This is a genomic window from Terriglobales bacterium, from assembly GCA_035764005.1.
GTDB lineage: Bacteria > Acidobacteriota > Terriglobia > Terriglobales > Acidobacteriaceae > Gp1-AA112.
The window spans coordinates 1-21,463 of sequence record DASTZZ010000083.1; the positions used below are offsets into that span (position 1 = coordinate 1).

The 21,463-nt window shown below is 56.7% G+C and carries 24 protein-coding genes; 20 read left to right on the top strand and 4 right to left on the bottom strand.

The features are described from left to right. Nucleotides 1-793 (top strand): LytTR family DNA-binding domain-containing protein (locus VFU50_13730; GenBank protein ID HEU5233918.1); only part of this gene is annotated, 793 nt, incomplete at its 5' end. Nucleotides 794-1,614: 821 nt separating this feature from the next. Here VFU50_13730 and VFU50_13735 read toward each other — a convergent pair. After that, on the bottom strand, nt 1,615-2,748 hold the full coding sequence (locus VFU50_13735; GenBank protein ID HEU5233919.1) for a TIGR03118 family protein: 1,134 nt from the start codon (nt 2,746-2,748) through the stop codon (nt 1,615-1,617). Nucleotides 2,749-3,305: 557 nt separating this feature from the next. Between VFU50_13735 and VFU50_13740 the strand changes: the two genes are divergently transcribed. The 4 genes from VFU50_13740 to VFU50_13755 all read left to right on the top strand — a co-directional run bounded on the left by VFU50_13740 (nt 3,306) and on the right by VFU50_13755 (nt 5,574). After that, on the top strand, nt 3,306-4,013 hold the full coding sequence (locus tag VFU50_13740) for an SDR family oxidoreductase (GenBank protein ID HEU5233920.1): 708 nt from the start codon (nt 3,306-3,308) through the stop codon (nt 4,011-4,013). Nucleotides 4,014-4,167: 154 nt separating this feature from the next. Further along, nucleotides 4,168-4,473: a helix-turn-helix transcriptional regulator gene (locus VFU50_13745; protein ID HEU5233921.1), complete on the top strand. Its 306-nt coding sequence runs from the start codon at nt 4,168-4,170 to the stop codon at nt 4,471-4,473. Nucleotides 4,474-4,482: 9 nt separating this feature from the next. Next, entirely contained in the window at nt 4,483-5,082 is a 600-nt protein-coding gene (locus tag VFU50_13750; protein HEU5233922.1) for a hypothetical protein, read from the top strand. Between the two features lie 9 nt (nt 5,083-5,091). Then, nucleotides 5,092-5,574: a DUF4440 domain-containing protein gene (locus VFU50_13755; GenBank protein HEU5233923.1), complete on the top strand. Its 483-nt coding sequence runs from the start codon at nt 5,092-5,094 to the stop codon at nt 5,572-5,574. Nucleotides 5,575-5,780: 206 nt separating this feature from the next. Here VFU50_13755 and VFU50_13760 read toward each other — a convergent pair whose 3' ends face one another. Next, nucleotides 5,781-6,482: a hypothetical protein gene (locus tag VFU50_13760; GenBank protein HEU5233924.1), complete on the bottom strand. Its 702-nt coding sequence runs from the start codon at nt 6,480-6,482 to the stop codon at nt 5,781-5,783. Nucleotides 6,483-6,573: 91 nt separating this feature from the next. Between VFU50_13760 and VFU50_13765 the strand changes: the two genes are divergently transcribed. After that, nucleotides 6,574-6,942 carry an MmcQ/YjbR family DNA-binding protein gene (locus VFU50_13765; GenBank protein ID HEU5233925.1) on the top strand — a complete coding sequence of 123 codons (369 nt, stop codon included), beginning with the start codon at nt 6,574-6,576 and terminating at the stop codon, nt 6,940-6,942. Between the two features lie 52 nt (nt 6,943-6,994). On the opposite strand, the gene VFU50_13770 is transcribed toward VFU50_13765, so the two are convergent. Beyond that, nucleotides 6,995-7,744, bottom strand: coding sequence for a hypothetical protein (locus VFU50_13770; protein ID HEU5233926.1), 750 nt, complete (start codon nt 7,742-7,744; stop codon nt 6,995-6,997). 48 nt (nt 7,745-7,792) lie between these two features. On the opposite strand from VFU50_13770, the gene VFU50_13775 reads away from it, so the two are divergent. The 9 genes from VFU50_13775 to VFU50_13815 all read left to right on the top strand — a co-directional run bounded on the left by VFU50_13775 (nt 7,793) and on the right by VFU50_13815 (nt 16,872). Then, nucleotides 7,793-9,619 (top strand): phosphoenolpyruvate carboxykinase (GTP), encoded by a 1,827-nt coding sequence (locus tag VFU50_13775; GenBank protein ID HEU5233927.1) that lies wholly within the window; start codon nt 7,793-7,795, stop codon nt 9,617-9,619. Nucleotides 9,620-9,766: 147 nt separating this feature from the next. Further along, nucleotides 9,767-10,261 (top strand): transcriptional regulator NrdR, encoded by a 495-nt coding sequence (nrdR, locus tag VFU50_13780; GenBank protein ID HEU5233928.1) that lies wholly within the window; start codon nt 9,767-9,769, stop codon nt 10,259-10,261. A gap of 18 nt (nt 10,262-10,279) precedes the next feature. After that, nucleotides 10,280-11,308, top strand: coding sequence for an isocitrate dehydrogenase (NAD(+)) (locus VFU50_13785; protein ID HEU5233929.1), 1,029 nt, complete (start codon nt 10,280-10,282; stop codon nt 11,306-11,308). A 76-nt stretch (nt 11,309-11,384) separates the two neighbouring features. Continuing rightward, nucleotides 11,385-12,179 carry a carboxypeptidase regulatory-like domain-containing protein gene (locus tag VFU50_13790; protein ID HEU5233930.1) on the top strand — a complete coding sequence of 265 codons (795 nt, stop codon included), beginning with the start codon at nt 11,385-11,387 and terminating at the stop codon, nt 12,177-12,179. Between the two features lie 161 nt (nt 12,180-12,340). Next, nucleotides 12,341-13,291, top strand: a complete 951-nt coding sequence (locus VFU50_13795) for a COX15/CtaA family protein (GenBank protein HEU5233931.1) — start codon at nt 12,341-12,343, stop codon at nt 13,289-13,291. Next, nucleotides 13,288-14,262 carry a heme o synthase gene (gene cyoE / locus VFU50_13800; protein ID HEU5233932.1) on the top strand — a complete coding sequence of 325 codons (975 nt, stop codon included), beginning with the start codon at nt 13,288-13,290 and terminating at the stop codon, nt 14,260-14,262. Before VFU50_13795 ends, cyoE begins: the two co-directional genes overlap by 4 nt. Beyond that, nucleotides 14,259-15,260 (top strand): ATP-binding cassette domain-containing protein, encoded by a 1,002-nt coding sequence (locus VFU50_13805; protein HEU5233933.1) that lies wholly within the window; start codon nt 14,259-14,261, stop codon nt 15,258-15,260. The genes cyoE and VFU50_13805 overlap by 4 nt, the downstream gene beginning before the upstream one ends. Nucleotides 15,261-15,513: 253 nt before the next feature. After that, entirely contained in the window at nt 15,514-16,338 is an 825-nt protein-coding gene (locus VFU50_13810; protein HEU5233934.1) for an ABC transporter permease, read from the top strand. Nucleotides 16,339-16,446: 108 nt separating this feature from the next. Then, complete coding sequence (locus VFU50_13815) at nt 16,447-16,872, top strand: DUF420 domain-containing protein (GenBank protein ID HEU5233935.1); 426 nt, start codon at nt 16,447-16,449, stop codon at nt 16,870-16,872. Nucleotides 16,873-17,032: 160 nt separating this feature from the next. Here VFU50_13815 and VFU50_13820 read toward each other — a convergent pair whose 3' ends face one another. Then, a complete protein-coding gene (locus VFU50_13820) occupies nt 17,033-17,230 on the bottom strand; it encodes a hypothetical protein (protein HEU5233936.1) in 198 nt (65 codons plus the stop codon). A 55-nt stretch (nt 17,231-17,285) separates the two neighbouring features. Between VFU50_13820 and VFU50_13825 the strand changes: the two genes are divergently transcribed. The 5 genes from VFU50_13825 to ribB all read left to right on the top strand — a co-directional run bounded on the left by VFU50_13825 (nt 17,286) and on the right by ribB (nt 21,425). Then, nucleotides 17,286-17,933: a hypothetical protein gene (locus VFU50_13825; protein ID HEU5233937.1), complete on the top strand. Its 648-nt coding sequence runs from the start codon at nt 17,286-17,288 to the stop codon at nt 17,931-17,933. Between the two features lie 259 nt (nt 17,934-18,192). Beyond that, complete coding sequence (locus VFU50_13830) at nt 18,193-18,669, top strand: single-stranded DNA-binding protein (GenBank protein ID HEU5233938.1); 477 nt, start codon at nt 18,193-18,195, stop codon at nt 18,667-18,669. A gap of 267 nt (nt 18,670-18,936) precedes the next feature. Beyond that, on the top strand, nt 18,937-19,521 hold the full coding sequence (locus VFU50_13835; protein ID HEU5233939.1) for a GNAT family N-acetyltransferase: 585 nt from the start codon (nt 18,937-18,939) through the stop codon (nt 19,519-19,521). 108 nt (nt 19,522-19,629) lie between these two features. Beyond that, nucleotides 19,630-20,211, top strand: a complete 582-nt coding sequence (locus VFU50_13840; GenBank protein HEU5233940.1) for a DUF4126 domain-containing protein — start codon at nt 19,630-19,632, stop codon at nt 20,209-20,211. Nucleotides 20,212-20,261: 50 nt separating this feature from the next. Then, on the top strand, nt 20,262-21,425 hold the full coding sequence (gene ribB, locus VFU50_13845) for a 3,4-dihydroxy-2-butanone-4-phosphate synthase (protein ID HEU5233941.1): 1,164 nt from the start codon (nt 20,262-20,264) through the stop codon (nt 21,423-21,425). The last annotated feature ends 38 nt before the right edge of the window (nt 21,426-21,463 follow it).

Below are 21,463 nucleotides of genomic sequence, written 5' to 3' on the forward strand. Positions count from 1 at the left end.
GAGGCCATCATCACCATTCCACTGCGGAGTTCGCATGAAGACGCGAGTCCTCATCGTCGATGACGAACCGATCGCCCGGCGCGGTATCCGTCGCTATCTGGCCAAACACAACGACATTGAAGTTGTAGGCGAGGCGGCGAACGGAATCAGTGCGGTGGAACAGATCAACGAACTTCATCCCGACATCGTTTTTCTCGATGTGCAGATGCCTGATCTGGACGGTTTTGGAGTCATCGAAAATGTGGAGCCATCTGCGAGCGCCGCTCCCGTTTATGTCTTCGTCACGGCTCACGATGCGCATGCCATTCGCGCATTCGAAGTTCACGCTGTTGACTATCTGTTGAAGCCATATGATAAGGAGCGATTTGCCAAGGCCCTGGTTCACGCACTCCAGGTTGTCGAACAGCGCGGGACAGCAAGTCGAGGTCTGGAACCGCTGCTCCAATCCCTCCGTCGTCTTCGCCCATTGGAACGCTTTGTAGTAAAGGATAAGAAACGGATTTTCTTTGTTCCCGTTTCCCAGGTTTTGTGGATCGAAGCTGCGGGAAACTATGCCTGCATACACACCGCCAACGACAGTCACCTGTTGCGGGAAACCCTGGCACAACTGGAAGAGAAGCTCGCGCCACACCACTTCATCCGAGTGCGGAAATCGGCCATCGTGAACAGTGCCCGCATTAGCGAGATTCATCCGATGTTCGATGGGGTGTACGACATCATACTGGCAGAAGGAACGGTGGTCACGTCGAGCCGCAGATACGCTCACAAGCTACGGACGCTGCTGGAATCTTAGTCTTGGCTACTGTGATGTAAATCGGCGCGTCGGCATGGAATGTCAACGGCGCGAAGATTGATCCGCTGCCGTAAAAGTGTGCAAGATGGCTAGTTACCAAAACAATTCTTCCTCCAACGCTCATTCGCGCCAGCATCCCGTTGACGAAATTTATCTGTGCGATAAGGTTCAGTCGCATACGACGTCGGCGCTGGAGGATGTGCCATCACGAAGGTTGAGAATCCCAACGAACGACCAAGCTCAAAAACTTCGTAGCAAAATTCGCAACAACCGTGCCTAAATCTGTTTATTTGTGCTTAGAAAAATGCTTGGGAAATCACTGAGCCATTCATTTTTAAGTCATGAATTCGGAATCAGTAGGTTGAAGGTTCAATTCCTTCCGCTCTTACCAAATCCGCTGCTTTCAGTGCCGCGGTTACGAAATCAGCCGCACAAAAAGCGAGTTGGAACAAACTGCTCGCGTCACTAAATCATGTTGGGCATCAGCAAGTGTCGCGCGCGATCGGTTTGAGCATGGGTAGAAACACCTTCGTCCGCATGGCCACGTTGCCGTCGCAAAGAAATAGAAGTAATGGTCATCGTTTGCGCCACCATCCATTTTCCGAACAGGCCGAGCGCAGCCCGCGAAGAAACCGAGCGATACCGAGGGCAAGAGCTTTCCTCGCGCAAGCTCGGTTGGCAACCAGTGCGATACGGTTCTCTTCACTGCTGCGGTTATCCTCGTGGGGCACCGCAGCAGTGGTTGTTCTGTCATCACATGCCAAACGCCGACGATTGGGCAATGGGGGCTGGCGTGTCTCTATTCTGGTCTTAATTTCGAATCAGTGTTTTTCGTTTTGCCCGTCATTCTGGTCTTCGGCGTCGTTATCGTCATCGTTCTTCACTTGAGGCGTGATGGTGCCAAACAGCCCGTGTTTGAGACCGTCAATTCCCGCACTGAAAAACAGAGTGTTCGAGGCACCGTTGGTGGTAGTACCGCCGCCGAAAGAGATTGCCCAAAGCCCGTCGATGGACAGCGCTCCGCGCCTGCCATGCAGAAAACCGACAAACTCACCCGTAGCAGGATCAAACGCAGCGATTCGCCCGCTGCCGAGGTTGCCGATCAGCAGTCGATTGCTAAGTTCCCCAAAATTTGACGGAGCCATCGCGATACCCCATGGCGCGTTCAGGGCGGCTTCTCGGGATTTCAGGCGCATCAGCAAATTTCCGCCGGTGTCGAAGATATCCACTGCGCCCAATCCGCGCCCGAACGCGGGCGGCGTTGCGCCATTGGCGTAGGTGACGATCAGATTGCTGCCGATCGCCTGGATATTGAATGCCACGAGCCCGGCGGGCAGCGCATTATCAACGAATTGCCCTGGGACCGTCGTCGGTTGGAAGTGGGAATCGAAAACGTCGATTGAGCCGGTCTTATGATTCGCGGCATACAGTAATGTCGCTCCGTTAAACGTCGCGGAGGTTAGGCCCGTGTAGATTGCATGGGAAGAGTTGTCTACGGCGATGACTGCTGTCGTTCCGAGAGCCGGCACCCAGCCCGAGATTGTTCCATCGAGTGTGGAGAAGATAAAGCGCGCCACACCCGCAGGAGAACCGACCATGAAATCGCTCGTGCTGGCGTTGAAGATGACGCCCGTCGGAGTGCTTTTTGTGCCCGCGGGAGAACTTGGCGGCGGTGGAACGGTGACGATCAGCCCCTGCTTGGTGCCGTCTGCGCTGTAAAGCGTGGAGAGGCCTGTGCCTTCGTCACTGGCCCACCACGGAGTCGCAGGACCGCGTGTCAGACCGAATGGGTTCACGAGATCGGCGTCGGTGTGAGCTGCGAAGCCGGCAAGGTCGGAGACGAGGTTAGTCTGTTGGTAGTGCGCCCCGTCGTCAGCCAAAAGCGACGGCGCGGAGAGCGTAACGGCGAATAATGCAAGTACGAAGCGCATGGTGCAGGTACGGAGCAAGTGCATCGATTCCTCCTTTGAAACAGAGTTGGTTGTCGCGGACGCTCTGGCGATGCGTCCGGATAAGATTCACCGGCAGGCGACAGGCTGCCGGCTAAAAACATTGCCTCCCGAGCCCCAAACATTTGTCAGTGGCATGTCAAAAGGTGGTCAAAACTTGCTGGGGTCGAAAAGGCCGTCGCGGTGAGGAACACGTTTAAGGAACATCTCGCGTGCTCACGCAACTTCGGAGGCGGTTAAACCCTATGACTTGTCCTGGTGTCACCGGCTCGAAGACGAGCAGTTCGTAACCTTGTGGGAATGGATGCATGGAATGGAGGACAGCTTTGACTACATGATTTTCACGTCGTCTTCTCTGTCCAGAATCACAGCCTCAACCTTGATCGTCGATGGGGATTGCGACCCACTATCCGCTCGGAAAGCGGTAGACATGTATCGTGCAATTCCACAGTCCGGTCTTGGGTGGCGTCAATCGGAGACCATGGGCCGTGGATTGGATGGAACACGTCACGGACCAGCAATATCGGAAGTGAGGCGCAATCGAAGCGAAGCACAATCTGAAAATGGCTGACAAACCACGAATCGCATTAGTCACCGGCGGAAACCGCGGCATCGGCTTTGAAGTTTGCCGGCAACTCGCAGAGCGACGATTTACCGTGCTGCTCACCGCGCGCGATGCGGACAAGGCTCGGGCGGCAGCGGCAAAGATTGAGGTTACCGGTCACATCGAGCCGGTCGCCTTGGATGTTTCCGACCCGCGCAGTATCGAACGAGCCGCTGCTGAGGTATCGAAGCGGCACGATCACCTCGATGTTCTCGTAAACAACGCCGGAATCAATTACGACACATGGGAAACTGCTGAGAGTGCCGAGATCGACGGCACAGTGACGGAGACGATTAGAACGAACCTGCTCGGGCCTTGGCGTGTCTGCCAGGTGTTCCTACCCTTGCTGCGAAAGAGCACAGCAGCTCGAATCGTCAATGTGTCGTCAGAGTCCGGATCTCTGGAGCACATGGGCGCTGGTCCGCCTGCATATCAAGTCACCAAGGCCGCTCTCAATGCGTTGACTCGTACGCTCGCAGGCGAGCTTCGTCACGCTCACATTCTCGTAAACTCGGTGTGCCCAGGGTGGGTGGCAACCGATATGGGCGGCGCTGGCGCTCCTCGTTCCATTGCCGAGGGCGCAGCCGGAATCGTCTGGGCGTCGACGCTTTCCCAAAATGGTCCCACCGGCGGCTTCTTCCGCGACGGTAAGCCGCTGCCGTGGTGAGAATCACGTTCTCCGAGGACAAACAAGGGCAGAGCTGTGCTGTTAGGTGCGCGATGAACAACCGCCTCGAGGTCACTGGTAAAAGGCAGCGGCTGCAACTGTCTCAACTATGGTATTGACATCACTAACTCTACATATGTAGAGTTTCCGGGTAATGACAGGCGAGGTTCGCATATCCGCACAGACGTTGTTAGTACTACAGGCATTGCTCGAAGACTCGCACACCTGGATTCACGGCTATGACATCGCATTGCGAACCGGACTCAAATCGGGAACGCTTTATCCCGTGCTCATGCGACTCGCCCAACGCGGCTGGCTCGAATCGCGATGGGAGCAGCCGGACGACAGCGGCAGACCTCGACACGTGTACCGGTTCACCACTACTGGACGCAAACTCGCCCGCATAGCCGTTGCGGAACGAAAGACTGCTTATCCAACCGGCAGACGCTGTCCCGCCTGAGAGGATCTCATGCTCGAATCGATTCTTCTGCGGATACTAACCGGTCTTATGCAAAGGCTGCCGGAGGAACACTCTGTCTGGTGCAAAGCGCTAATCGCCGAAGCTGCCGAAATTCACAAAAGTGGAGAACGGCTGCGCTGGATGACAGGCGGTGTTGTGGTTGCACTCAGGACCTATGCCCTCAACCGAATTGACGCAGTCACCACCGACCTGGATGGCAAACGGCTTCCCGCAATGGTTCTGATCATTGCTTCATACCAGGTTCTATTCTCGCTGGTTCTTGTCGGATTGCTGACTTTTCAATTAGGTCGGGTGAGAGAATCTTGGACCGATGCCCTTCCCGTCCTTTTGATCGCGTTCTTTGTCGCAATTGTTCCTGGCGTACTTGGATTCGGATTGCTCATTCTCGACGACGCTGCACGTTGGGGGACGCTGGTGTTTTCCATCGCCCATGCGTTGCTCGCGTTTCATCGACTCTCGACGGCTCCAGTTAGTCCGACGCTCCCGACAATGAGAATCGTTTTCGATGCATTCATCATCGCAATACTCCTTTGTCCGGTAATCCGACGACGATTTCAGGACCGCGCCTTGCAACTCAATCTCCGTTAGGAACTGCCCATGAGAAACATGAATTTCCTGAAAATCATTGTCGCGTCGTTTCTCCTCGGGATCAGCGGCAAAGCCCTTGCAAATGAGGACGCGTCTGCTCTTGCCGCGATTATCCAATTAGAACGTCGCGACGCTAAAGCGGCGATGATCAACGATATTGACACCCTAGTGTCGCTCTGGACAGATGATGGTGTGCTGTTAATACCGGCTTCTCCGCCGATCGTCGGGATTTCCGCAATCCGCAGCATCCTTGAGACGCAAAAGCAGCGCTCTGCCGCAGTCCGAACACTCTCGTATGACGAGGATTGGACGGAACGTCACATCAACGGTAACGAGGCTTGGGAATGGGGATCGATCTCGGTGACCCTTCAACTGCCCGATGGCCGACAAGTGATCCAAAAAGCTTTCATGCTTCGCATCTTGTCCAGACAACCTGACGGGAGTTGGAAATTCGCGCGGGCCATCGGCACACCTGCTCCGAAAACTCCCTGACTTTTGATGAACATGGCCGGGTGATCGCGTCAGCGGATAGAGCCGATACCGTTCGCGGGAGCGAATGGGTATTTGGCATCTGAGAAAGCGATCACACCGTTATCCGGCACTGAGCATTCGGCAAAAGAACAGCAACGGCAAACATGAACGCTCCCGTTGTGCACTTTAAGCGTGCTCGTGTCACAAGTTGGGAGGAGGGCTCCCGGCTAGTTGCTCCTGAGTGTCTGTTTGTGTTGAGTTTGCCACCATCCTGCTAACTGAACTGCTGCGAGTATTGCTGTCGTAATCCAGAGGACGTTTCTGTACAGCTGCTCGCGCTTCTCGATCCGCTGATAAGCGACGGCGTGTGCGACCGTGAGCGCTACGGCGGCGTAGGTCCACCGTTGCAAGGATTTCCAGTTTCGTGTGCCGAGGCGGCGGAGCGAGAGATCGTTGGACAGGGCTAGCAATAATAGAAAGAGGAGAGCGGCAATCAGGCCGGTGTCGTTGCCGAAGCCGAAGAGGTCGTGCCGAAGGCGGTGATGCTCGTCGATGAAATAGAGCCAGGGACGCCCGCGCAGATGCACGTTGATTCCTATGCCGGTATGCACCAGCGCCGTGATCCCGGCCCAGATGCCTATGTCGCGTCGCAGATCGAAGCTGACTGGATTGGCGCGTCCGCGGATCACATTCCATGGTCCGATCAGAATCGCTGCTCCGGTGAGGAACAGTGCCGGATATGCCGTAGCAATGCTGAGGTGAGAGATCACGTCTCGTCGCACGGCAAAGAAATGCCAGAAGAGTGCTGTCCCAGCGGCAGCAGCCAGAGCGATCGCTAAGTGGCGCGCGGCTCGCGCTTGCCAATATGAGAGTCCTCGTCGCCCAGTAGGCGGCTGGACGGGTTGTGCGCGATCCGGTGAGTTTGCCATCGCGACTGAAAGCTTAGGACCTCAGCGGCGACTCTGACAGGAAAAAATGAGGTGCAGCTTTGCAAGTTTGTATCTGCTACGCTGCTGCGAAATGACCCCAGAAGATTTTCGCCGCATTGCTCTGAGCCTTGAAGGCGTTGAAGAGTACCCTCATGCTGGAGCACCTGCGTTCCGCGTCGGCGGCCGAAAGTTTGCGTCCCTTGCCTCGCAAGCCGAGGGCTACGGAAATCTGATGCTCACATTGGAACAGCAGACTGTATTCGTCGAAGATGCACCTGAAATCTTCCTTCCCATTCCGGGCGGATGGGGGAGGATGGGACATACACACATCCGCCTGGCTGCGGCGAGCGAAGATGTATTGTTTGGCGCGTTACGAACTGCCTGGAAGCTGCGGACCGAGAAGAACACAGAAACGAAGAAAAAACGCCGTCCATCACCGCGACGCGTGAGAAAGAAGTAGACGTTATCGCGCCAGCGGTCACCGACAATGGTCGCCGGATTTGTTTTTGCCTTTACTTCTTGTTGTCCACTAGCGGGCTGACCGCTATCTGGCGCTCGCGCTCTTTTTCCTGCTGTCTTCGTTTTTGCACGAAGACGTGATAAGTGACGGCGTCCCAGGCGTTGTGGATGCCGACGAATAGCAGCAGCAACGACGCTGCTGCGACCACAAAAAGCGCGGAGCGTGGGTTAGTTGTGGCCGCACCGGCTGAACCCGTCAGCATGGCATACGCCGCGATTGGGAGCAGGAGATGGAAGAGCCAGTCTTCAAATTGGGGCTGGTAGGCGGTTTGTCGGCGGACTCGGCGAAGAATGATGGCCGCATAGACGAGGCCCGCGACACCGGTGATTCCCCAACAGACGGCCGCAGCGTGGATGCCGTGCCATGGCGCGTTGAGGATCGCCGAAAGGAGCAGCACAGTTCCAAAATGAACGATTGTCGGCGTGGCAAAGGCTTCGCCCGCTTGCTCGGCGCCGCGTCCTATGGGCAGATCGGCGATGAGCGTGATGACGACAAATTGCAGTCCGATGAGCGCGCCGGCAGACGATCCGACGATCACGTAGAAGTTCTCCCAGCCGGCTAGTGGTGAGGCGTCCATGCGAATCGAATAACGATATCGCATGGAAGGCGTTTGTGTTCGGTAGATCATGCCGACTTCGCTGAAACGCTTCCAGCCAGCGCCAAGAGTCGATGATGCGCCCCATTGCCAAAGCAACGCGTTACACCTCTGCAGTGTCCAAACGAATGAGGGACTCGTCTTCATAGCCACTCTCTCCAAGCTTGTATAATCAATAGTTTTGGAGTCATAACGATGGGCATAGCGCAGACGCTGAACACGCAGCCGTTGACCACCAACAAACACTTGATCCGCTGGGTGGAGAAGATGGCCGAACTCACTCAACCGGCCAACATTCATTGGGTCGATGGCTCGCAGCAGGAATATGACGATTTGTGCGCGCTGCTTGTAGAAAAAGGCACTTTCGTAAAGCTGAACGAAAAGCTGTGGCCGGGCTGTTACTACACTCGATCGGATGCCAGCGATGTTGCGCGTGTCGAGGACCGCACCTTTATTAGCTCGTTCTCGAAGGACGGCGCTGGCCCGACAAACAATTGGGAAGAGCCGTTCTCGATGCGCCGCAAGTTGAAAGGCCTCTTCGACGGCTGCATGCGTGGACGCACGATGTACGTGCTGCCGTTCTGCATGGGACCGATCGACTCGCCGGCATCGCAGATCGGCGTCCAGCTTACGGACTCAGCGTATGTCGTGGTAAGCATGCGCATCATGACGCGCATCGGGCTGAAGGTCTTCCGCGAAATCGATAAAGACGTAAAACGCGTGGTGCCCTGCATGCACAGCGTCGGCGTGCCGCTGGCGCCGGGACAGAAGGATGTTCCCTGGCCGTGCAATAAAGAGAAGTACATTGTGCACTTCCCCGAAAGCCGCGAGATTTGGTCGTTTGGCTCGGGTTACGGTGGAAACGCGTTATTGGGCAAAAAGTGCTTCGCGTTGCGCATCGCTTCAACCATGGCGCGGGACGAAGGCTGGATGGCCGAGCACATGCTCATCCTGGGCGTGGAGTCTCCGCAGGGCGAGAAAACGTACGTTGCGGCGGCGTTCCCCAGCGCGTGCGGAAAGACGAATTTCGCCATGCTGGTGCCGCCCAAAGGCTTCGAGGGCTGGAAGGTTTTGACGGTAGGTGACGACATCGCCTGGATTCGTCCCGATGAAAACGGACAATTGCGCGCCATCAATCCCGAAGCGGGATTTTTCGGCGTGGCGCCCGGGACGTCTTGGGAGACGAATCCGAATGCTATGGCTACGCTGTCGCGGAACTCGATCTTCACCAACGTTGCGCTTACGCCGGACGGCGGCGTCTGGTGGGAGGGCATGACGAAAGAGCCTCCGGCGGAGTGTCTGGATTGGCAGGGCAATCGCTGGACTCCGGAGATCGCAAAGCAGACTGGCGCGAAGGCTGCGCATCCGAATGCCCGCTTTACTGCGCCTGCTTCGCAGTGTCCGACGATCGATCCCGCATGGGAAGATCCCAACGGCGTGCCCATCAGCGCCTTCATCTTCGGCGGCCGTCGCGCGAGTGTGATCCCACTGGTCTATCAGGCGTTCAACTGGAGCGCCGGCGTGTATATTGGCGCAACCATGGGCTCAGAGATGACCGCCGCAGCCGCTGGCACTGTCGGCAAAGTGCGGCGCGATCCCATGGCAATGCTTCCCTTCTGCGGCTATCACATGGGCGATTACTTCCGCCACTGGCTCAAGATGCAGCGGCTTCTGAACGTCACCCCGCGCATTTTTCACGTGAACTGGTTCCGCAAAGACCAGAATGGGAACTTCTTATGGCCCGGCTACCGCGAGAACATGCGCGTGCTGAAGTGGATCATTGATCGTGTTCACGGCCGTGCGCTTGGCAAAGAGAGTCCGATCGGCTGGCTGCCGAAGTACGAAGACATCGAGTGGAAGGCTCTCGATTTTCCCAAAGAGCGCTTCGAAGAGCTGCAGACGGTCGACCGTAGTGCGTGGAAGCAGGAAGTGATCGGGCACGAGGAGCTCTTCATCAAGCTCCATGATCACCTTCCACCGGAGATGGTGTACGAACGGGAATTGCTGATCTGCAGGCTCTAGCGAGGTGGGCTCGTTTCTGGATCGCGCTTTGCAGCGCGATCGCACCTTCAGGATCCGCACTGGTGAGCGGGTTACCTTTGCGTTTCTCCCGCTGTCTGTGCGGCTTTGCCATGAAATTTCGCCTGTTACAATCGAGTCGCCGTCGCCATGAAGTGTCCCTTCTGCGGATTTACCAATGACAAAGTAGTGGATTCAAGGGAGACGAAAGAGGGAGAGCTCATTCGTCGAAGGCGGGAGTGTGCGCAATGCGAGAAGCGGTTCACCACCTACGAGCGCATCGACGAGATTCCCTACATGGTCGTGAAAAAAGACGGTCGCCGCGAGAAGTTCGACCGTCAGAAGCTCCTCTCCGGCCTACTAAAGGCATGCGAGAAGAGGCCGATATCTATGGGAAAGCTGGAGCAGATCGTGAACGATGTCGAGGGATTCGTCATCGACTCCCCCGATCGCGAGCGCAGCACTTCAGAAGTCGGCGAGATGATCATGGAGAAGCTCAAGCAGCAGGACAAAGTCGCCTACATCCGCTTTGCTTCCGTCTATCGCGACTTTAAGGACGTCCGCGAGTTCGGCGCCGAGCTTGAACAGTTGATGACTAAAGATTCGGCCGCAGCGAAAGCGAAGTCGACGATCAAACACCACTAGAGATAGCCTGATTCCAGAATGGTCCACAAAGTCACACTGATCCCCGGCGACGGCATCGGCCCTGAGGTCGTGAATGCCACGGTCCGCGTGCTCGAGGCAACGGGCGTGAAGTTCGAGTGGGAGACTCAACTAGCGGGCGCCGATGCCTATGCCAAGACCAAGCAGTACATTCCGAAAGAGCTCTACGAATCAGTCGAGCGCACGCGCCTCGGACTGAAAGGTCCGGTAACGACTCCCATCGCAGGCGGATTTGCCAGCATCAACGTCACTCTGCGAAAAAAGTTCGAGTTGTTCGCGAACTTTCGGCCCATCAAGAATCTGCCCAATATCAAGACGAATTATCCCGGAGTGGACCTTGTTATTGTGCGCGAGAACACCGAGGGCGAGTACTCGGGTATCGAGCATGAAGTCGTGCCTGGAGTGGTCGAGAGCTTGAAGATCATCACAGAGAAAGCTTCCACGCGAATCGCGCGCTTCGCGTTTGACTATGCTCGCCGCGAGCGCCGCAAGAAGGTTCATGCCATCCATAAGGCCAACATAATGAAGCTGACCGATGGCCTGTTCTTGCGTTGTTGTCGCGATACTGCGGAGATCTATCCTGACATTCCCTATTTAGAACACATCGTCGACAACACCTGCATGCAGCTCGTTACCAATCCTTATCAGTACGACGTGATGGTGATGGAGAACCTCTACGGTGACATCATCTCCGATCTGTGCGCAGGATTCGTCGGCGGACTGGGTCTTGTCCCCGGTGCCAACTTGGGACATGAGTGCGCGATCTTCGAGGCGGTCCACGGGTCAGCTCCGGACATCGCTGGAAAAGATCTCGCCAATCCCACGGCAGTTATGCAATCAGCCGTGTTGATGCTGCGCCACATCGGAGAAACCGAAGCCGCAGACCGCATGCACTCCGCGCTGGAGCAGGTCTATTCCGAAGGCAAGAAGATTACGCGTGATGTAGGCGGCAAAGTCGGCACGACGGAATTCGCAGATGCCGTCATAGCCGCTCTCGAAACCAGCAAAGAACCGGCGCTCAGCCGATAGGAGCTCTCGTGGAGCCGGGCGCCCTCGCCCGGGTGTTTGCGAATGCGACCGAGCGCGTCGCGTATGCTAGGAGTAAATGCTCAATATACAGCGACTGCGCAGCACATCATTGTTTGTTCCCTTTTCGGTATTCTTCCTGATCTCTTGCAGTCAAAACACCCGGCCCATGCCGGAAAACAAAACTCCTGCCCAATCTTCGGCGCAGCTGACTACTGTCGATCCCGCAACGGCTGCCAGCATCCACGGTGTGATCCACTTCACCGGCAGCGCGCCGGCTCCGGTGCAGATCGACATGGGAATGGATCCCGGCTGCACGATCGAAAATCACGAGCCGAATTTCTCGCAGCAGTACGTTGTGAATCATGGTGGGCTGGCAAACGTATACATCTATGTGAAGCAGGGACTTGAAGGCAAACATTTCGCCGTGCCCGCCACACCCGTGATCCTCGACCAGAAAGGTTGTCGCTACGAGCCGCACGTGATCGCGCTGATGACTGGCCAGACGCTGAAAGTCCTGAACAGCGATCCAACGATGCACAACGTACACGCGCAGCCGAACGCGCCGAGCAACCCACAATGGAACATGTCGCAGATGCCGAAAGGCGCGCCAATCGAGAAGAGCTTTCACGATCCCGAAGTGATGATGCCGTTCAAGTGCAATCAGCATCCGTGGATGAAGGCATACGTAAACGTCGCCGCGAATCCGTTCTACGCGGTCAGCGATGCGAACGGAAAATTCGAGATTAAAGGACTACCACCCGGCGATTACACGATTGCTGCAGTCCACGAGGCAGCTGGAGAGAAGACGCAAACAGTGACGTTGGTGCCGAAAGACGAGAAGACTTTGGATTTTTCGTTCGCCACGCAGTGAGGAAAGGCGAACACGAAGGGCGCAGAGGCAACAGAGAGAGGTCACAAAGAACACTCCGTGACCTCATGTGTAGCCTTTGTGACCTTCGTGTTCGCCTCTCTTCTTTTTCCGACAGCCGAGCGCGTTTGTTACACTAACCAGTCCTGCTTTTCGGGAAATTCATGTCTCAGGTTCCATTCGTTCCAACTCGTTTTCATGCCGGTCTTCATCGTTTTGCGGTCATTCTCTCAACCTGCATTTTCCTGCTGATTATTGCCGGCGCCCTGGTCACCAGCGAGGACGCCGGGCTGTCGGTTCCGGATTGGCCGACGTCTTTTGGATCGATTTATAAGATCCCGCCGATGGTCGGAGGCGTGAAATTCGAGCACACGCATCGCATGATCGCCGAGGGCGTCGGATTGCTGACGATCCTGTTCTGCATTGCGGCGTTTCGAGTCGATAAGCGACGCTGGTTCCGCTATTTGAGTCTGGCGGCGATCGGGACCGTGGTCGCGCAGGGAATTCTCGGCGGCCTGACGGTTCTGTATTTTCTTCCCTGGTATATCTCCAGCGCCCACGCCGCTCTCGGCCAGACATTCTTCTCAATCGCCGTGCTGATGGCGCTCTATTCCGGAAACAATTGGACTGAATCGAATCCAGAGAAGCTGGCGGATGAAGGAACCCCCAGCACGCGGACTCTTACCGTGCTCTCGATCGTTGCTGTTTATCTGCAGCTCTTCTTCGGCGCGGCGTTCCGGCACTCGGGGATGAGCATTCTTCCGCATCTGGTGAACGCGGTGTTGGTTTCCGGAATTCTGGCGTGGACGGCGGTGCGGGTTCTCTCCCGATATGGGAAGATTGCTCCGCTGCGCCGTTCCGCAGCGGCGATCATCGGACTTCTTCTCGTGCAGCTCGGATTCGGGTTCGCTGCGTATCTCACGCGCGTGGTTTGGGGCAAGAATGCCGCTCAGCCTCTGCCCAGCATGGTGAGCACAACGGTGGTTCACGTAGCCATCGGCGCCTTGCTGCTTGCGACATCGTTCGTGCTGGAAGAGCAGGTCCGCAGACTTCTGGTGAGAGAACCTGCCGCAATCGCAGAACATGCCCCGGCAAGAAAGGCGATCAGCGCATGAGTGCAGCCCTGCAGACTGTTCCCAGTCCGGAACAACTCGATCAACGGCCTGAACCTGTTCGCGTCCGCAGCTTCTCTCGGCTCGGCGATTACGCGATTCTGCTCAAGATGCGCGTCACCGCGTTGGTCGTGATGACAGCCTGGGCCGGGTACTACCTCGGGGCGCGGCGTCAACTCATTCCCGCGTTCTCGTGGCAGATGATCTGTGCACTGCTGGGCATTGGGCTCGTATCCGGAGGAGCTGCTGCGCTGAACCAGGTAATCGAGCGCGAAGCCGACGCACAGATGCGGCGCACGCAGTGGCGTCCCATTCCAGGAAAGCGGATGGGAGTTGCCGAGGCGGTAGCTATCGGAGTGGTGTGCATTCTCGGTGGAGCGGCATATCTCGCCGTCACAACCAATCTTCTAACCGGAATTCTCAGCATCCTCACCGCTTCTGCATACGCAGGCATTTACACACCGCTCAAGAAGCACTCCCCGCTCTGTACGACATTCGGCGCGCTGCCTGGAGCGATGCCGCCGCTGCTGGGTTGGACTGCTGCTCGCGGGCGTGTCGAATGGGAAGCGCTGGTTCTGTTTGCGATTTTGTTTCTCTGGCAGTTCCCGCACTTCCACGCAATCTCGTGGATGTATCGCGAGGATTATCGGCGCGCCGGTATTCGCATGTTGCCTGTGGTTGAAGAAGACGGACGCTCGACCGTTCGCGAAGTGCTTGCCTATTCCATGATGCTGGTGCCCGTCAGCCTCTTCCCTGGCTATCTGCACATGGTGGGAAAAACGTACATTCTCGGCGCGCTGATTTTGTCACTTGGGTTTCTTTATTATTCAATCCGCTTTTCACGGGTCCTCTCCGGGCTCGCCGCAGCCGACTCTCGCAAACTCGCGCGCTCACTGCTTCGCGCCAGCGTGCTTTATCTTCCTGCATTGTTTGTGCTGATGATGGTCAGCGCGAGGTTTACTCCCGTTCAATGAGCAGTCGTACCCACTCCGCTGTGCTCAGCCACGAAGAGGAATCGCCGGCTACCCGTAACGCCGCGATCGAGGTCAACGAGCTCGGGCACCGCTACGGCGATCGTGTAGCGCTTGATGGCATCTCGTTTGATGTTCGTCCGGCCGAAATTTTCGGACTGCTTGGTCCGAACGGCAGCGGAAAGACGACGCTGTTCCGGATTCTCAGCACGCTGATGGTTCCGAGCGCCGGCAGCGCACTGATCGCTGGCTTTGATCCGGCGAAGCAACCGAACCAGGTTCGCAGACGAATCGGCGTCGTCGCCCAAGCTCAGAGCGTTGATGTGAAGCTAACGGCGCGCGAGAACCTGATGCATCAGGGACATCTTTACGGACTCAGTGGGGCACGCCTCAAGCAGCGCATTGCCGAGATGCTGGAGCGCGTCGCTCTTGCCGATCGCGCTGACGATTTGGTCGAGACATTCTCTGGTGGCATGCAGCGCCGCGTTGAGTTGGCCAAAGGACTCATGCATAGTCCTGCCATCCTGCTGCTCGACGAGCCCACAACCGGACTCGATCCTGGAGCCCGTCGTGATCTGTGGCTGTATCTCGATTCGTTGCGAGCGCAGGAAGGTGTGACGGTCCTCGTGACAACGCACCTCATGGAAGAAGCCGAGCGCTGCGATCGCCTCGCGATTCTCAGCCACGGCAAAGTCGTCGCGCTGGGCACACCTGCGGAATTGAAGTCGGAGATCGGTGGCGATGTGATTCAGTTCGAAGCCGACGATCCCGAAGCACTGGCTGAACGCATTCATCGCCGCTTCGGAATTATCTGCTCGGTCGAGGAGAACACGGTTCGTCTGGAGCGCGCTCAAGGGCATCGTTTCGCCGCAGAAGTAATGGAAGTATTTGCCAGCGAGATTCAATCTGTGAACATAAGCAGGCCGACGCTGGAGGACGTGTTTGTGAATCGTACCGGTCACAGGTTCTGGACAGAAAACGAAAGGATTGACAATAAATAGAGCGATCCATTCTTCGACACTGTCATCCCTTCGAGCGCCGCGAGGTGCCGAACGTTGGTCATGGGTTGGTTTTGCGGTCGAGGGGATCTGCTGTTGGTTGTGCCTCTCAACAGCAGGTCCCCCGCTGCGCAAACCCAAGGCGGTTTGCATCCGGACTTCATGGCGGCGCAGCGAGGGATGACAGTATCGTTGGGTGTAAGAAGTACTCGAGAACACTATGTGCGCGTCACACCAAGAATCGAACGGCTGAGCTATGGCGCAAACGGCAACCATTCCAGCAATTAGCGCGATCGAGCGCATCAATCCTCTACTGCCAATCGTCTCGCTGTGGCGGCGGGAGATTGTTCGGTTCTACCGACAGAAGAGCCGCGTGATCGGCGTGCTTCTCTCGCCTCTCCTTTTTTGGCTTGTGATCGGCTCAGGCTTCGGCAGTTCGTTCCGATCCGGACCGGGCGAGCAGCACTATCTGCAGTATTTCTTCCCCGGCGCACTGCTGATGATCGTTCTGTTTACGTCGATCTTCACGATGATGTCGGTGATTGAAGATCGCGATCGCGGATTTCTTTCTTCGGTTCTGGTGGCGCCTGTCTCGCGAACGGCGATCGTGCTGGGCAAGGTTCTTGGCGGCACAACGCTTTCAGCGGTTCAAGGACTCGTGTTCTTAGTCTTTGCGCCGGCCGTTGGCGTTCACTTCACGATAGGCGATTTTCTCGTCGTCGTAGTGTCTGTGTTCCTGATGGCTTTCGCGCTTACTGCCTTGGGATTTGCGCTCGCGTGGCGCATGGAATCGGCGCAGGCGTTTCACGCGATCGTGAACTTGTTCCTGATTCCACTGTGGCTGCTCTCCGGTGCGCTCTTCCCTGCCAGTGGTGCCTCGGGGTGGATTCGCTGGGTGATGCGCATGAATCCGCTAACTTACGGTTTGGACGCGCTGCGCACCGCGCTCTTCCCGGCTACGGCTGTGATGAATTTGTTTTCAGTGAGCACGTCGTTGGCGATCCTGGCGATCTTCACGGCGGCAATCTTCGGGGCAGCGTTCATGATGGTGAATCGACGGACTACGCAGCCTGCGGCTTAGAACCTAGAGCGAACACGAAGGTCACAAAGTTCAACACAAGAGGTCACGGAGATTTTTCTTTGTGACCTCATGTTTTCACCTTTGTGAACTTCGTGTTCGCCGTTACTCATGCAGATCGACTACCGCATCTTTCCACCAATCGACGCTACTCTGAACGGCATCACCGCCGTGCTGCTGGCCATCGGGCACAATTTCATTAAACGCGGGCAAGTTCTGAAGCACCGCGCGACGATGATTACGGCCTTCGTCATGTCTTGCTTGTTTCTCGGCTGCTATCTCTACTACCACGCCCACGTCGGCTCGGTCCGTTTTCGCGGCCACGGATGGTCGCGCCCGGTTTATTTCTCGATTCTGATTTCGCACACGATTCTCGCTACCGTCATCGTGCCGCTGGTCATCATTACGCTCACGCTCGGATTGCGCAGCAAGTTTGAGAAGCATCGCAAGATCGCCCGCTGGACTTACCCGATCTGGATGTATGTCTCTATCACCGGCGTGATCATCTACCTGATGCTCTACAAATTGTTCACCTGACGCCACTTCCGGTACTCCCCTTGTTCCAAAGAGCTAAGCGAATCACTTAGAAGTACCTAGGGAATTTTCCTCCGACACCTAGACCTGTACCCCGATATAGCCAGAGTAGAAGCAAACCTACTGTCAATTCAGTCAGTTGCAATTTTCTATCTGAAGGGGTTCAGGTGGGTTTTACTTCTAAGGTTTTCTTAAAATTCAGCGTGGCTGGTTTGGCCATCGCTTCTATCGTTGGCTGCGGCTCTGGCGGAGCCAAACCGTTCTCGAACAGCACCGCAGTGGCGGGCAGCAATACCAGTTCGAGCACGAGCACAAGCGCCAGCACAGGAAGCGCTTCTTCATCTACGAGTACCTCGAACACGAGCAGCGCGCCAGCTCCTGCTCCGAGCAGCGATCCTACGCCAGCAGGCGCTACGGTGATCGGCGGAATCCAGAATCAGCAAGGCTGGCAGCAGTGCGGCGGATGCGGAAACGTCGGTGGCACTGGGCAGGGTCCTGACTACCACATGACCCAGGGGATCACGAACCCGAGCCTCAGCGGGCACGCAGCCGACTTCTTCGTGAACGGCGGTCCTGCATACACCGGCGGCTACTACTTCGTCGAACAGCCGACGCTGCCGAATCCGCTTACGAATCTGCGCTACGAGTTCGATATGTACATCCCTGGACAGTACGCGAATGCTCCACAGGCGATCGAGTTCGAATGTCAGCAGACGGTGAACGGCCTCACCTACAACTTCGCTTGGCAGGCCGACTACGACTCGAACGGCTGGCGTGTGTTCAACTACACCACCAAGCAGTGGGAGCCCACAGGCATTCCTTTGCAACGCTTCGCGCCAGACACATGGCACCATATTGTCTCTACCTACCACATCGCCGGAACGCAGGCGATCCACGACACGCTCGTAGTCGATGGGCAGACGTACAACGCGAACATCTCCCACCAAGCCACGCAGACCGGAACGCGCCTCGAGTTCACCAATGGCTTCCAAGTCGATCTGAACGCGGCCAGCACGCCGTACCACGTGTTTGTAGACAACATGCAGATCACGGTCGCAGACTGAGGGGAATCGGGTGATCGGGCCATCGGGTGATCGGGTCATCTGAATCCAAACCTGATCCGGATCTAGGCGGAATCTTTGGGCGTAGATGAACGCTGGGTCTAGAATTCGTTCGGCTAAAGCCTTCAAATATTGGTTATGCGAGCAGGAAGTGTGTAACCCGCGCTTGATTCTCAGATCACCCGATGGCCCGATCACCCGATGACCCGATAACCTGTTTCCTGCTATATTGAGCGCACTTTAATTCCTTCCGGAGCGGCCCATGGCAAAGAGCGTAAATAAAGTCATTCTCGTCGGAAACCTCGGCAAAGATCCTGAAGTCAAGTACACCCCCAGCGGCACGGCTGTCGCCAAGTTCTCGCTCGCTACAAACGAAGGCTATAAAGACAAAGCTGGCCAGTGGCAGGAGCGCACCGAGTGGCACAACATCGTTGCCTGGCAGCGCCTGGCCGAGATCGTGGGCGAGTACGTGAAGAAAGGTTCCAAGGTTTACATCGAAGGCCGTCTGCAAACCAGTTCCTGGGATGACAAAGAAACTGGACAGAAAAAATATAAGACGGAGATTGTCGCCAACGATCTCGTCCTCCTCAGCGGACGAGGCGAAGGCGACGCCGAAGGTGGATCGCGCGGATACTCTCGCGGCGCATCCGCGGGCGGCGGCAACTTCGACCAGAGCCACGGGCATCATGAAGAACCGGCCCATGCGACCGGAATTCAGGACGAAGATATCCCGTTTTAGGAACAGCCGCTCAGGGAAGCATCCCGTTTCAGAACGGCAGCTTTGAAACCACGTGATCTTGATTTCGTTTGAACCGTCTCACTCGAGCTTTTCGCCTCAGTACGTTGAAGCTTCGTCCCCTCAAACACTGTCATCCCTCGCTCCGCCGCCCTTCTGTCGAAGCTGCAACAATCTGATTCGCGGAGCGGGGGACCTGTTGTTCCCGATTCCTCAACCAAAACAGATCCCCTCGACCGCAACACCCATGCATTTAAGATTCTGATTGATTTGGCTGCGGTCGAAGGGATGACAGTGATTGTGGATACCAGCTCATTGAATACCAGCGACGAGAGAGTGAGGAAGGTGCCGCAATACGAAGTGCGCATTCTCACTGATCGCGATGCCGCAGAGCTATGGCACATCCGCCTCGAGGCCTTACAACGCGAGCCTCACGCCTTCTCCGAATCAGCAGCCGAGCATCAGGCGCGGAGTATCGAAGACGTTGCCGTGCGAATTCCCGCAACGGCTGAGAGTTTCGGCTTAGGCGCATTCTGCGAGGGTCGCCTTGTTGGCATCCTTCGCTTCGAACGAGCACAGCGGGAGAAGAACCGCCATCGCGCCAGCCTTCACTCGGTATATGTCACTCCGGAGTACCGCGGACGCGGAATTGCGCGGGAACTCCTGGCCGAAGTCTTGCGCCTTGCGCGCGCACAGCAGGGACTGGAGCAGATCGAGCTCGCAGTTGGCACGGAGCAGTTGGCAGCGAAAAGGCTGTATGAGTCGTTTGGATTCAGCTGCTACGGGCGAGAACAGCACGCTCTCAAAATGGGAGATCAATACGTCGACTACGACCTGCTAATTCTGCGACTGTAATCTTTCGCAACCCCTGCTTCCTCGGTTTACTCTTATATAACTACGAAAATGGAGTTGAGCCAGGCACAGATTGTCTCGTTGGTCATCGGCGCGAGCTTTGCCGCCTGACTGAACGTCTATGCCATGTTGGCAACGCTCGGATTTCTAGGCCGTTTTCACGTCGTCGACCTTCCACCGGCGCTCCACACGATCGAGAACCCGTGGATCATCGCCGCGGCGGTTGCGATGTTCGTCCTGCACTTTTTCGCCGACAAAGTTCCGGCTTTTGATCTGGTCTGGAATGCGCTACATACCTTCATACGCATACCTTTAGCGGCGCTGGTAGCCTACGCGGCAACATCTCAGCTCTCACCGTCGCTGCAGATCGCAAGCACCGCGTTGGCAGCGGTGATCTCTGGGGTGGCACATACCGGCAAGTTCGCAGCGCGCGCGGCCGTCACGCCATCGCCTGAGCCGTTCACGAACATGGCTCTGAGCGCCGGCGAGGACGCCGCATCGATCGGCCTCACCTGGTTTGCCACGCGACATCCCTATTGGTCGGCGGCGATTGCCATCGTTCTGGTCATAGCGGCAGTCGTGCTCATCCGCATGTTCGCCCGAGCGGCAATGGCTCTTTTCCGCCGTGGCCTGGAGTTCTGGAAGCGTTCGCCTGGTCGTACCATTGCGGGCGAGCTTCCTCCCGCTGCCTGATTTGGGAACACTGCTAGAATCTAAGCAGCCGCAAACTGCATCGGGATTGCATGAGTTCGCATTTCACAGACGTCCAAACCGCTCTGGCCGAGATTCGCGCCGGGCGCATGATCGTCGTCGTCGACGACGAGGACCGCGAGAACGAAGGCGATCTGACTATCGCTGCTGAGTTCGCAACTCCCGAAGTCATCAACTTCATGGCCAAGTACGGGCGAGGGCTCATTTGTCTCGCCCTGACCGAAGAACGTCTGGACTATCTGCGTCTCGGTATGATGACACCGCATAATACTTCCCAATACGGGACGGCGTTCACCGAAAGCGTCGATGCTCGCGACGGAGTCACGACTGGAATCTCGGCATACGATCGTGCGAGGACCATCAAAGTTGCTATCGATCCAGCGAGCCGCCCATCCGATCTAGTGAAGCCGGGACACACGTTTCCTCTGCGCGCGCGAAAAGGCGGCGTGCTTGTACGCGCGGGGCAAACTGAAGCCGCCGTCGATCTCGCGCGCATGGCTGGACTGATTCCCGCAGGCGTGATCTGCGAAATCATGAAGGAAGACGGCACGATGGCGCGCGTGCCTGATCTGATGGAGTTTTGCCAGCAGCACAACCTGAAGATGCTTACGGTAGCTGAGCTTATCCGCTACCGCATGCAGCACGAGCGCTACATCCATCGCATCGGCGAAGGCGTGCTGCCGACGCGCTATGGAGAGTTCCGTCTCGTTGCTTACGAATCTGAAGTCGATGGCGGTGAGTCGCACGTAGCTTTGCTGTACGGCGATGCCGGTGAAGGAGATCAGCCGGTGCTGGTGCGCGTTCATTCACATTGTCTGGTTGGCGATGTGTTTGGCACTACGCTGTGCGACTGCCATTCCATCCTTGATCGCTCGATGAAGATGATCGCCGAGGCAGGACGCGGCGCAATCATCTACCTGCATCAGACCGCTAAAGGATTTAATGTCCGCCAAGTGGCGGAAGGCGCGGCTCTCTCATTCGCGCACGAAAGCCGCGAGATTAAGAGTCCCGAGCATCAGCGGCGAACGCAGCGACAGATTGGTCTGGGGGCGCAGATTCTTTCTGACCTCAATCTGCGGCGAATCAGGCTTCTGACCAATCATCCTCGCAGAGTACCGGCGCTCGAAGGATTTGGGATCGAGATCGTTGAGCAGGTCCCGATCTCAACGGCAACGACTGCGGCTAGTCAGCGGTAACGCGCTCAGTTCTCTCTCTCTTTCTCTCAAAAAGCAAG

Excerpts from the sequence above, each read along its gene's own strand:
- ribB (HEU5233941.1), top strand. The coding sequence starts at position 20,262 with ATGAGTTCGCATTTCACAGACGTCCAAACCGCTCTGGCCGAGATTCGC.
- VFU50_13785 (HEU5233929.1), top strand. The coding sequence starts at position 10,280 with ATGGTCCACAAAGTCACACTGATCCCCGGCGACGGCATCGGCCCTGAG.
- VFU50_13815 (HEU5233935.1), top strand. The coding sequence starts at position 16,447 with ATGCAGATCGACTACCGCATCTTTCCACCAATCGACGCTACTCTGAAC.
- VFU50_13755 (HEU5233923.1), top strand. The coding sequence starts at position 5,092 with ATGAGAAACATGAATTTCCTGAAAATCATTGTCGCGTCGTTTCTCCTC.
- VFU50_13830 (HEU5233938.1), top strand. The coding sequence starts at position 18,193 with ATGGCAAAGAGCGTAAATAAAGTCATTCTCGTCGGAAACCTCGGCAAA.
- VFU50_13805 (HEU5233933.1), top strand. The coding sequence starts at position 14,259 with ATGAGCAGTCGTACCCACTCCGCTGTGCTCAGCCACGAAGAGGAATCG.
- VFU50_13740 (HEU5233920.1), top strand. The coding sequence starts at position 3,306 with ATGGCTGACAAACCACGAATCGCATTAGTCACCGGCGGAAACCGCGGC.
- VFU50_13770 (HEU5233926.1), bottom strand. The coding sequence starts at position 7,744 with ATGAAGACGAGTCCCTCATTCGTTTGGACACTGCAGAGGTGTAACGCG.
- VFU50_13795 (HEU5233931.1), top strand. The coding sequence starts at position 12,341 with ATGTCTCAGGTTCCATTCGTTCCAACTCGTTTTCATGCCGGTCTTCAT.
- VFU50_13790 (HEU5233930.1), top strand. The coding sequence starts at position 11,385 with ATGCTCAATATACAGCGACTGCGCAGCACATCATTGTTTGTTCCCTTT.
- VFU50_13765 (HEU5233925.1), top strand. The coding sequence starts at position 6,574 with ATGACCCCAGAAGATTTTCGCCGCATTGCTCTGAGCCTTGAAGGCGTT.
- VFU50_13810 (HEU5233934.1), top strand. The coding sequence starts at position 15,514 with ATGGCGCAAACGGCAACCATTCCAGCAATTAGCGCGATCGAGCGCATC.
- VFU50_13735 (HEU5233919.1), bottom strand. The coding sequence starts at position 2,748 with ATGCACTTGCTCCGTACCTGCACCATGCGCTTCGTACTTGCATTATTC.
- VFU50_13775 (HEU5233927.1), top strand. The coding sequence starts at position 7,793 with ATGGGCATAGCGCAGACGCTGAACACGCAGCCGTTGACCACCAACAAA.
- VFU50_13750 (HEU5233922.1), top strand. The coding sequence starts at position 4,483 with ATGCTCGAATCGATTCTTCTGCGGATACTAACCGGTCTTATGCAAAGG.
- VFU50_13760 (HEU5233924.1), bottom strand. The coding sequence starts at position 6,482 with ATGGCAAACTCACCGGATCGCGCACAACCCGTCCAGCCGCCTACTGGG.
- nrdR (HEU5233928.1), top strand. The coding sequence starts at position 9,767 with ATGAAGTGTCCCTTCTGCGGATTTACCAATGACAAAGTAGTGGATTCA.
- cyoE (HEU5233932.1), top strand. The coding sequence starts at position 13,288 with ATGAGTGCAGCCCTGCAGACTGTTCCCAGTCCGGAACAACTCGATCAA.
- VFU50_13745 (HEU5233921.1), top strand. The coding sequence starts at position 4,168 with ATGACAGGCGAGGTTCGCATATCCGCACAGACGTTGTTAGTACTACAG.